This window comes from Gordonia otitidis NBRC 100426 (assembly GCF_000248075.1).
In the GTDB taxonomy this organism is placed as follows: domain Bacteria; phylum Actinomycetota; class Actinomycetes; order Mycobacteriales; family Mycobacteriaceae; genus Gordonia; species Gordonia otitidis.
Window position 1 is genome coordinate 1 of the sequence record NZ_BAFB01000236.1, and the last position, 10494, is coordinate 10494.

At 66.3% G+C, this 10494-nt stretch carries 11 protein-coding genes and 1 pseudogene; 4 read left to right on the forward strand and 8 right to left on the reverse strand.

Going from position 1 to position 10494, the window contains the following annotated elements; genetic code table 11:
• The 7 genes from GOOTI_RS22330 to GOOTI_RS22360 all read right to left on the reverse strand — a co-directional run.
• Positions 1 to 1019 (reverse strand): acetyl-CoA carboxylase biotin carboxylase subunit (locus GOOTI_RS22330; RefSeq protein ID WP_007240869.1); only part of this gene is annotated, 1019 nt, incomplete at its 3' end.
• 233 nt (positions 1020 to 1252) lie between these two features.
• A complete protein-coding gene (locus GOOTI_RS22335) occupies positions 1253 to 2758 on the reverse strand; it encodes a condensation domain-containing protein (protein ID WP_007240870.1) in 1506 nt (501 codons plus the stop codon).
• 37 nt (positions 2759 to 2795) lie between these two features.
• Positions 2796 to 3227: a SufE family protein gene (locus GOOTI_RS22340; protein WP_007240871.1), complete on the reverse strand. Its 432-nt coding sequence runs from the start codon at positions 3225 to 3227 to the stop codon at positions 2796 to 2798.
• Between the two features lie 9 nt (positions 3228 to 3236).
• A complete protein-coding gene (locus tag GOOTI_RS22345) occupies positions 3237 to 4127 on the reverse strand; it encodes a sulfurtransferase (RefSeq protein WP_007240872.1) in 891 nt (296 codons plus the stop codon).
• Positions 4128 to 4230: 103 nt separating this feature from the next.
• Positions 4231 to 4944 carry a Maf family protein gene (locus GOOTI_RS22350; protein WP_007240873.1) on the reverse strand — a complete coding sequence of 238 codons (714 nt, stop codon included), beginning with the start codon at positions 4942 to 4944 and terminating at the stop codon, positions 4231 to 4233.
• Between the two features lie 12 nt (positions 4945 to 4956).
• On the reverse strand, positions 4957 to 5190 hold the full coding sequence (locus GOOTI_RS22355) for an acyl-CoA carboxylase subunit epsilon (protein ID WP_007240874.1): 234 nt from the start codon (positions 5188 to 5190) through the stop codon (positions 4957 to 4959).
• The gene (locus GOOTI_RS22360; RefSeq protein WP_007240875.1) at positions 5187 to 6815 is read right to left on the reverse strand and encodes an acyl-CoA carboxylase subunit beta; all 1629 of its coding nucleotides are present in this window, start codon (positions 6813 to 6815) and stop codon (positions 5187 to 5189) included. Before GOOTI_RS22360 ends, GOOTI_RS22355 begins: the two co-directional genes overlap by 4 nt.
• A 189-nt stretch (positions 6816 to 7004) precedes the next feature.
• On the opposite strand from GOOTI_RS22360, the gene GOOTI_RS22365 reads away from it, so the two are divergent.
• Positions 7005 to 7868: a biotin--[acetyl-CoA-carboxylase] ligase gene (locus tag GOOTI_RS22365; RefSeq protein WP_373279044.1), complete on the forward strand. Its 864-nt coding sequence runs from the start codon at positions 7005 to 7007 to the stop codon at positions 7866 to 7868.
• 22 nt (positions 7869 to 7890) lie between these two features.
• Here GOOTI_RS22365 and GOOTI_RS22370 read toward each other — a convergent pair whose 3' ends face one another.
• Positions 7891 to 8514: a DUF6069 family protein gene (locus tag GOOTI_RS22370; RefSeq protein ID WP_007240877.1), complete on the reverse strand. Its 624-nt coding sequence runs from the start codon at positions 8512 to 8514 to the stop codon at positions 7891 to 7893.
• A gap of 107 nt (positions 8515 to 8621) precedes the next feature.
• Between GOOTI_RS22370 and GOOTI_RS22375 the strand changes: the two genes are divergently transcribed.
• From GOOTI_RS22375 to GOOTI_RS22385, 3 genes and pseudogenes are all read left to right on the forward strand, one after another.
• Entirely contained in the window at positions 8622 to 9305 is a 684-nt protein-coding gene (locus tag GOOTI_RS22375; RefSeq protein ID WP_007240878.1) for a PH domain-containing protein, read from the forward strand.
• Positions 9302 to 9976, forward strand: a complete 675-nt coding sequence (locus GOOTI_RS22380) for a response regulator transcription factor (protein ID WP_007240879.1) — start codon at positions 9302 to 9304, stop codon at positions 9974 to 9976. The genes GOOTI_RS22375 and GOOTI_RS22380 overlap by 4 nt, the downstream gene beginning before the upstream one ends.
• Before the next feature lie 47 nt (positions 9977 to 10023).
• A pseudogene (locus GOOTI_RS22385) lies at positions 10024 to 10494 on the forward strand (ATP-binding protein); the annotation flags it as partial.

The window sequence follows — 10494 nt, forward strand, 5'->3', positions numbered from 1 at the left end:
CCGCGCGGCGCGGGGTCTTCGTCGAACTCGAGCTTCTCTCCGTTGGCGATGCGGAACTGCTGGCGGACGAGGTCGATTCCCGAGGTCTCCTCGGTGACCGGGTGTTCGACCTGCAGGCGGGTGTTGACCTCGAGGAAGGAGACGAGTCCGTCGTTGCCGACGAGGAACTCGACGGTGCCCGCGCCGTAATAACCGGCTTCGCGGCAGATGGCTTTGGCGGACGCGTGAATGCGCTGTCGTTGCTCGTCGGTGAGGAACGGCGCGGGTGCCTCCTCCACGAGCTTCTGAAAGCGCCGCTGCAGCGAGCAGTCACGTGTGCCCGCGACGATCACGTTGCCGTGCTGGTCGGCGATGACCTGCGCCTCGACGTGGCGCGCCTTGTCGAGGTATCGCTCCACGAAGCACTCGCCGCGACCGAATGCGGACACGGCTTCGCGGGTCGCCGACTCGAACAGTTCCGGGATCTCCTCGATGGTGTAGGCCACCTTCATGCCGCGACCGCCTCCACCGAATGCCGCCTTGATGGCGACCGGTACGCCGTACTCCTTCGCGAACGCGACGACCTCGTCGGCGTTCTTGACGGGATCCTTCGTACCCGGCGCCATCGGGGCGTCGGCGCGCAGCGCGATGTGGCGGGCGGTGACCTTGTCGCCGAGGTCGCGGATCGACTGCGGAGACGGACCGATCCAGATCAGACCGGCATCGAGCACCGCCTGTGCGAAGTCGGCGTTCTCGGAGAGGAAGCCGTACCCGGGATGAACGGCGTTGGCGCCCGACTTGGCGGCGGCGTCGAGGATCTTGTCGAAGACGAGGTAGGACTCCGCCGACGTCTGCCCGCCCAGTGCGAACGCCTCGTCGGCGAGTTTCACGAACTTGGCGTTGGCGTCGGGCTCTGCGTAGACGGCGACGCTGGGGATTCCTGCGTCGCGCGCGGCGCGGATGACGCGAACTGCGATCTCACCGCGGTTGGCGATGAGGACCTTGTTGATCGTGGAACTGGAGGCTTGTTCACTGGGCACTTGCTGATCTCCTGGGCCTGGCTCTGTGCTGAGCTGTCTTCACGGGTATAGCCGCTGGTTGCAGCCTTCCCCTCGTCGTCACCGTCCGAGTACTCATGCGGTGTTGTCGGTCGCCCGTGCACTGCGTCGAGGGTGTCGACGGTTCGGGTGACGACATGAACCCCACGAGTCTATCGACGTGTGTTCCGCGGTTTACCCTAGCCCACCGAGCAATCGTTCGGTCGAGGTGCCGGTCACACCGTGGAACCGAAGGTGCTTGCGTCACCGACAGAACGCACGAACTCGGCGAAATCGTGCAGGTAGGCGTGCACGGGACCGACTCCGGCGTCCACCTCCCCGGGCGGTGTCGCGACCCTGTTGTCAGGATCAGCGACGGTCGCGGGCCCGACGACCGGCGCCACGGGAGTCTCGGCAGGGAACCTGGCCGAGAACCGCATCCCCGACGGGGTCCGGTTGATCCAGATGAACACCTCGTCGCGTGCGTAGCTGTGACTTCGGATCACCGTCGCACGCCCGGCGTCGGCCTCCGCGGCCCCAGGCGCGTACCTGGTGTCGATGAACGAGATGACGAACTGCGGTTCGCCGCGGTAGTCGATCAGGTCGGCAACCCGCAGGAAGGGCAGAGAAGCGCCCTGACGCGCGCGTTTGAGTTCAACGGTGGCGCGGACCACCGCCTGGTCGAACGTCGGCGAATCGGACATGTCGAGGCAGAAGGGTGCGACGGCGACGAACCACCCGAGGGAGGTGAGCCAGCGGTGGTCGTTGCGGGTGTGGCGGGGCAGGACGCAGCGGAACTCGTCGTCTCCGGTCCTGCGGTGGTGGACGATCGCGAATGCGGCGAGGATCCCCGCGGTGAGCGTGCCTCCTGCCTCCGAACACACCGCTGTGAAGCGGTTGGCGGCGTCATCGTCGGCGATCACGCCCGACAGCGACTCCTGTGCCGGATCGACAGCGGGGTCGGGAGGTTCGGTGTCGGCGTCACCGATACGGTGTCGACCGTTCACCTGGAACGGGGGCATGTCGCCGGCGCCTGCGCTCAGAAACGACGTCCATGTCGAGACACTGGGGTGATCGGCCCCGGCCTGGTCGGCCAGGCGTCGCTCGTGCGCGCTGAAGTCGACGTAACTGCCGACCTCCGGCAGGTCGACATCGGTGCGGTCGCGCGCGGCGCGATAGAGCGTGATGAGTTCGTGCTGCGCCATGATCAACGAGTACCCGTCGACCAGGGAGTGGTCCGCGGCGAAGAGCAGTGTGAACGACGACTCGCGGCCGACGGTGGCGAACATGTAGGCGGGCCACTGCAGGGGTGCGGTGGCCCTGTCGAACGCACCTGCGATCTGGTCGAGGAGCGGGCCGGATTCCGAGTACCAGCCGATGCGGCCCATCTTCAGGCGCACGGTGCCCGGTGCGGTGGTGAGACGGTGGAGGCCGTCGGCCTTGATCACGACGTGGCTGCGGAGTACCTCGTGACGGTCGATCCACCGTGACAGGGCGGTGCGGATCGCGGGGATCGACAGCGGCTCGTCGAACTCGATGGACAGCCCCAGCCACGACTCGCGGCCACCCTCACGACGGGTGCGTGCACGATACTCGAACGCCCCACGCAGGTGCTGCTCGTGATTGTGTGAGGTGAGCCGCGAATCGGGATCCCAGGTGCCGAGCCCTCCCGGAACCATGGGGATCCACTCGACGAGACCACCGGGTTCGATGGGCTCCTCCAGGATCTGGATGAACTTCACCGTCGTCACCCGACCCGTCGTCGCCGTGCCGGCGTGGTCACCGACGCCCGGTTTGCGCGCGCACCTGGTTCTTGACGCGGCCGAGCATCCCGGCCATGCCGCGCAGGCGAAGTGGACTCACCGCGGCGTCGAGTCCGAGATCGTGGTAGAAGTCGGCAGGAACGTCGAGGATCGCGTCGGCAGCTTCGCCGTCGAGCCCCTGGGCGAGTATCGAGGCGAATCCGCGCGTCGTCGGCGCCTCGGGAGGTGCGCTGAAGTACAAGCGCACCGCGTCAGGGTCGGCGGCGTCAACGGACAGGAAGACCGGCGATTGGCACTCCGGTACCGGTTCCATCGCCTCGGTCGCGAGGTCGTCCGGCAGCGCGGGTAGTTCGCCCGCGAACTCCAGCAGCAATGTGACCTTGTCCGAATCGCCAAGTGCGGCAAAGTCGTCGACGATCTCGGCGAGGCCGGCCGGTAGTGTGCCCATCGGGATGTCCTACGCGGGTGCTTCGCCGGGTTCGTCGCCGACGGCGATGGGGACACGCACCGCGTTACCCCATTCGGTCCACGACCCGTCGTAGTTGCGGACATGTGTGAATCCGAGCAGATGGGTCAACACGAACCAGGTGTGACTCGACCGCTCGCCGATGCGACAGTAGGCGATGGTCGGGGTGTCTGCGTCGAGATCGCCATAGATCTCGTCGAGTTCGGCGCGCGAACGGAACCGACTGTCCGAGCGCGCGGCCTTGGCCCATGGAATGGAGATGGCGGTCGGGATGTGGCCGCCGCGCAGCGCGCCCTCTTCGGGATAGTCGGGCATGTGCGTGCGCTCGCCGGTGTACTCCTGCGGTGAACGCACGTCGACCAGCGGTTCTTCTCCGAGCGCCGCACGCACATCCGGCTCGAATGCGCGGATCAGCGAATCGTCACGTTCGACGACGGGGTAGTCCGAACGCGGGTACTCCGGAACGTCGAACGAGGTGTCGCGATCCTCGGACATCCACGCGTCGCGACCGCCGTCGAGGAGGCGGACGTCCTCGTGACCGAAGAGCGTGAACACCCACAGCGCGTAGGCAGCCCACCAATTGCTCTTGTCGCCGTAGATGACGATCGTGTCGTCGCGTTCGATTCCCTTGCTGCGCATCAACTCTGCGAACTGCTCGCCGTCGATGTAGTCGCGTACCACGGGATCGTTCAGGTGGAGGTGCCAATCGACCTTCTGCGCGGTCGGGATGTGCCCGATGTCGTAGAGCAGGACGTCTTCATCGGACTCGATGATCTTGAGACCCTTGGCCCCCAGATGCGCCGACAACCACTGCGTGGTGACCAGACGCTCGGGGTGCGCGTAACCGGCGAATGCCGGGTTCGGATCGGTTTCGACAGTCACGGTGAGATTCTCCAGCTCGGATCGGGCCACTGCACGGCGGCGCGGGACGGCGGAATTCAGCCTAGTCGACAACGCGTCGACAGCACGCCCGGGCGTGCTCGAGTCACCTGCTGTTCTGCGACCACAGCGTGGCGACACGGATGTCGAGCCGACGCAGGAGGTGCCGCACGGTGGGCAGTCCGATACCGATCACCGACGACGGATCTCCCTCGATGCCCTCGATGAACCATCCGCCTCGTCCGTCGAGAGTGAACGCACCGGCGACTTCGAGCGGCTCACCCGTCGACACGTATGCGTCGATCTCCTCGTCGTCGACATCGGCGAACCGGACCACCGTCGACGCGGACTCCGCCGTGCGCCCTGCCACATCGAGCCCACTCACGTGCGCGACGCAGTGACCGGTGACCAACTGGGCTTCGCTGCCGCGCATGCGCTTCCACTGCTCGATCGCGACGTCGGCGGAGTGGGGTTTTCCGCTGAGTGTGCCCTGAAACAGGAGCATCGAATCGCAGGTCAGCACGACGAGGTCGGGTAGCGTCTGTCCGTCGACCGAATCGGCGTGGTCGACGCGCTCGCCGAGCAGCGTCCTGATCACCGAGTCGGCCTTGGCCTGCGCGAGCCGTGTGACCGCGTCGCCGGGCGCCTCGGCCGCCAGGGTGGCCAGTAGGGCGTCCTCGTCGACATCGGGGACGACGACACGGGGATCGAGGCCTCCCTGACGCAACACCGCGAGCCGGGCCGGCGACGCCGAGCCGAGGATCACTTCGAAACGGGTGTCGGCGGACGTCCTCGGACCGTCGTCCTCGCCGCTCGTCACGTCAGGTCCCCATCAGAAACGCAGGAACGACGACGGCGAGCCCCAGGCCGGACGAAGGCGATCGATCGGGCGACCCCAGTCGTTGCGCGGCTCGTCGGACGGCGGTTCCGGTGCGCTGCGACCGGAGGCGAGAACCGTCACCAGCACCGCGATGTCCTCGTCGGTCGGATTGCCCTTCACCACGCGCAGCACGGGACGGGCCGACTGCGATTCCGTGGAGTCGCCTGTGGTCTCTGGTGTGTTCACAGCGGGATGTTCCCATGCTTCTTCGGCGGCACGTTGACCACCTTGCGTTCGAGGAGCTTGAGCGCCGTGGCGATCTGGCCGCGGGTATGGCTCGGCGGGATCACCGCGTCCACATAGCCGCGTTCGGCGGCGACGTAGGGGTTCACCAGGGTGTCCTCGTACTCTTCCTGCAGCTTCAGGCGCAGAGCGTCGACGTCCTCGCCCTTGGCTGCGGCTTCCTTCAACTGCGTGCGGTACACGAAACCCACAGCTCCCGACGCACCCATCACGGCGATCTGGGCGGTCGGCCACGCCAGATTCACGTCGGCGCCCATGTGCTTGGAGCCCATGACGTCGTACGCGCCGCCGTACGCCTTGCGGGTGATGACGGTGATCTTTCCGACCGTCGCCTCGCCGTAGGCGTAGAGCAGCTTGGCTCCGCGCCGGATGATGCCGTTGTATTCCTGGTCGGTGCCGGGAAGGAATCCGGGAACGTCGACGAGGGTGACGATCGGGACGTTGAACGCGTCGCAGGTCCGCACGAAGCGGGCGGCCTTCTCCGATGCGTTGATGTCGAGGCAGCCTGCGAACTGCGTCGGCTGGTTGGCGACGATACCGACGCTGCGTCCGTCGACTCGACCGAAACCCACGACGATGTTGGTCGCATAGTCTTCTTGCACCTCGAGGAACTCGTCGTCGTCGAGGATCCGCCTGATGACCTCGTGCATGTCGTAGGGCTGGTTGGGCGAGTCGGGGATGAGGGTGTCGAGTTCGAGATCCTCGTCGGTGAGGGTGTCCTCGATCGAACCGGCGGCCGGTTCGTCGACCGGCAGACGAGGCGGCTCGGCGCGGTTGTTGCTCGGCAGGTAGCTCAGCAGTTCCTTGACGTACTCGAGTGCGTCTTCCTCGTCGGAGCCGACGTAGTGCGCGACACCTGATCTGGTCATGTGGGTGTTGGCACCACCGAGTGCCTCCATCGTGACGTCCTCGCCGGTAACGGTCTTGATGACGTCGGGCCCGGTGATGAACATCTGACTGGTCTGGTCGACCATCACCACGAAGTCGGTCAGTGCGGGCGAGTACACATGGCCACCGGCAGCCGCGCCCATGATCAGCGAGATCTGCGGGATCACGCCGGAAGCCCGCACGTTGCGGTAGAAGATGTCGGCGTAGAGGCCGAGCGAGACCACGCCCTCCTGGATGCGCGCGCCTGCGCCGTCGTTGATGCCGATGAGTGGTCGGCCCGTCTTGATCGCGAGATCCATGACCTTGACGATCTTCTCGCCGTAGACCTCGCCGAGGCTGCCGCCGAACACGGTCGAGTCCTGGCTGAAGACGCAGACCTCGCGCCCGTCGATCGTTCCGTAGCCGGTCACCACGCCGTCACCGAGCGGTCGCCGCTCGGCGAGCCCGAAATTGGTGCTGCGATGGCGTGCGAGTGCGTCGAGTTCGACGAACGAATCGTCGTCGAGCAGGTGGGTGATGCGCTCGCGCGCGGTCAGCTTGCCCTTCGCGTGAACCTTCTCGATGGCGGCTTCGCCGACCGGATGACGCGCTTCGTCGAGACGCTGCCGCAGGTCGGCGAGTTTTCCTGCGGTGGTGTGGATGTCGGGAGCCGAATCGGGCTGCTGCGGCGCGGAGGTCATAACAGCCGATGCTATCGAGCGCTCGGTAGCCCACGTCAAGCACCCCAACATGAGAACCCCTCATCTTTGGGGTGGTCGTCACCACGCTCTGGCCGCGGAAAGATGCTCCCTCTCGTTGACCTAGACCCCCTTATTCAAACTCCCGTACTCGGACCCCCTGTGTCGGCGAGCAGATTAACCTCGGAACCTGTGAGTGACGAGCAGACATCGCAGGACACGGGATCGACTACGAACGTGGCATCGGACGCGGCTTCACCGACCAACGCCGACGACCTCCGCGAGGCGATCCTGGCACGTCACCGACCGTCCGCGAGCGGTGTCGGATCGACGATCGAGGTCGTCGACTCGACCGGTTCGACCAACGCCGACCTGGCGGCACGCGCAGCAGAACCCGGGATCGTCGGGACAGTGCGGGTCACGACCGACCAGACGGCGGGGCGTGGCAGGCATGCGCGGGTGTGGTCGGCGCCCCCGGGCGGGCAGGTGGCGGTGTCGGTCGTGCTCGATGCGGGCGAACGAGCAGAACGTCTCGGCTGGCTGTCGTTGGCGACCGGGGTGGCCGCGGCGTCGGCCATCGAGTCGGCGACCGGTGTGCGCCCGACACTCAAATGGCCCAATGACGTACTCGTCGACGGAAAAAAGGTCGCCGGCATCCTCGCCGAGTACATACCCGCTTCGACGGGCAGCGTCGTCGTGGTCGGTATCGGGATCAACACCGACATGACGGCCGACGACCTTCCCGTACCCACGGCGACGAGTCTGCTGGTCGAGAGCGGTGACCCGGTCGACGTCGCAGCCCTGGTGGCCGAGTATCTGAGCGCCTTGGCCGACACGCCGTGGCCGACCGATGTCGACGAGGTGGCCAGGCGATACCGGGATCGGTGCGACACGCTCGGTCGTCGCATCAAGCTCTCGCTGCCGGACGAGCGCAGCGTCGAGGGAGTCGCCGAGGACGTCGACGGCGAGGGCCGCATCGTGGTGCGCACCGACGACGGTCAGCGATTCACCGCTGCGGCAGGCGACGTGCTCCACCTGCGGCCGACGCAGAACTGAGCTCGACGCGCTCGGTCGCGGCTCAGCGCTGGATACTCTTCTCGCCCATCGCAGGAATCAGCGACAGGACCGGCAATCCGATGACGAGATGGACCACGGCCGTGCTGATGCCCGTCGATATCTGCGCCGACAATACGAGCGGGATGATGACGGCCGCCGCGATCAGCAGGCCGACGATCCATCGATAGAACTGGTTGGGCGACGGGGTCGTGAGGTAGAGGACGTACCAGAGGGCGCCGCCCGCAAGTGCGCATAGGAAACCGGTGATGGCGAACCAATACTCGTCCTGCGACAGCGGATTCCAGACGCCGAGGTTGCCCGCCTCGTTCACGCGCTGGGCGATGGCTCGGATGATCCACGCCACCAGCCACGCGGCGAGGCCGGTGACGACACCGGTCATGACGACGCCACCCGCGAACAGACCGGCGTTGATGCCCGGCCGTTGGCGTTGCCGGGAGCGATTGTCGTTCGCATCGGACACGTAGCGCGGATCGTATTGCTGGTCCTCGTAGCCCTGGGGCTGCTGGTAGCGGTCGGTCGGCTGGCTGTAGGCACGGGACTGCGGCGAGTAGCCGGACTCGTAGCGCGCCGTCCCCTGATTGCGGGGGCCCTGGTCTCTGGGATCGCGGGGGTCGCGGTAGCTCATGGTTCTCCTGACCTGTTGCGCGTCTTTCGGCAGAGTCTACCGAGCGGGCTCCCGCTCTCGGGCAGGGTTGACCTACAGCTCGTTCATCTGCGGATATTCTGAGTTCCATGTCGTTCCCCCGGGACAACCTCGCCGCCGGAGAGCGGGTCGTGGTGCACCACCACCCGCACTGGAAGTGTCTGATCGGGCCCTTCTCGATCTTCGTCCTGGGCACGGGACTCGCAGGTCTGGCGGCAGGTGCGATCGGAGCGTCGACGATCGACCCGACCCTCTCGATGGTGCTGAACATCCTCGTCGCGGTGTGTTGGGCCGCCCTGGCGGTGTGGTTTTTCCTCCGGCCACTGATCGGCTGGAAATCGACTCACTTCATCCTCACCGACCGGCGTGTGATCTTTCGCCGAGGCGTTCTCACCCGGTCCGGGATAGACATCCCCGTCAGGCGCATCAACACCGTCGAGTTCCGACACGGGCTGCTCGACCGGATGCTGCGCACCGGCACCCTGATCATCGAATCGGGCTCCGACGAACCGCTGCTCTTCGACGATGTTCCGCAGGTCGAGCGCGTTCACACCCTGCTGTATCACGAGGTCTTCGACCGGCCCCATCACGAGGTCTTCGACCGGCCCCATCACGAGGTCTTCGACCGGCCCCATCACGAGGTCTTCGACCCCCATGACGAATTCGACGAGCGCCACGGGTTCCCCCACACAGGACACGGACGCGAGGCGGATGGTCGGGGACGTGGCGGCGATTCCGCGTACTCTCGCCGGGTGGAGGTCGACAGGCGATGACTGATGTATTGCTCGCAGAGGACGATGCTGCGATCGCGGAACCACTGGCGCGCGCGCTGGCGCGCGAGGGTTATGGATGTGACGTGGTCGGGACGGGTTCGGAGGCTCTCGAGCAGGCGCGCGATCATCGTTACGAATTACTCATCCTCGACCTCGGGCTTCCCGAGATGGACGGACTGGAGGTGTGTCGTCGGGTCCGCGTCGAGCGTCCCGAGCTCGCGGTGCTGATGTTGACCGCACGCACCGACGAGGTCGACTTCGTCGTGGGTCTGGACGCGGGAGCCGACGACTACGTGGGAAAGCCGTTCCGCCTGGCCGAACTGTTGGCACGCGTTCGGGCGCTGCTGCGGCGCAGGCAGACCGTCGACGTCGTCCTCAACGGTGGCGACATCCAACTGGACGCCCGCGGGCGTCGGGTCCTGGTCAACGGCGAAGACCTGGTGCTGGCCAACCGCGAGTTCGACCTGCTGCGCTTCCTCATGGAGCGAGCGGGCCAGGTGGTGTCGCGCGACGAGATCCTCACGGAGGTGTGGGGATCGGCGGACCTGCGCTCGTCGAAGACCCTCGACATGCACATCTCCTGGCTGCGTCGCAAGATCGGCGACGACCGCCGCGATCGACCCCGACACATCGTCACCGTGCGCGGCGTCGGTTTCCGCTTCGACGCCTAGCGCAGCATGGTTGGCAGACAGCACGGCATGCCCGGAACAGTGACCTGATGCGCCGTCGGATTCTCTACACGATGATCGCCATGCTGGTGGCGGTCGGTGCGCTGCTGGGAATCCCACTCAGCGTCGTCGCGTGGTGGTGGGTGGCCGACAGTGCACATCAGTCGATGGATTCACGTCTGAAGACGATCTCGGATCAGATCATCCGACAGGCCGAGATGGGTGAGCACCTCGACGGCTCCGTCATCGACTCCGAGTCGATCCGGCTCGTGCTTCCCGAGGACGGCAGACTCACACTCCGATATCACGGACGTGACGGGAAGATGAGCAGCACGTCGATCGGCTCCGACATCAACGGGAAGACGATGTCCGACTCGATCGGCCTCGGTGCTGCGGGCTCACTGATCCTCGAGATACCCATGGACGCTGTGCGCAGCGATCAGCTCGCGGCGGTCGGCATCGTCTGCATCGTGGTCGCAGGCTCCATGGCAGCGGGGACCGTGGCCGCAGCGGTGACCGCC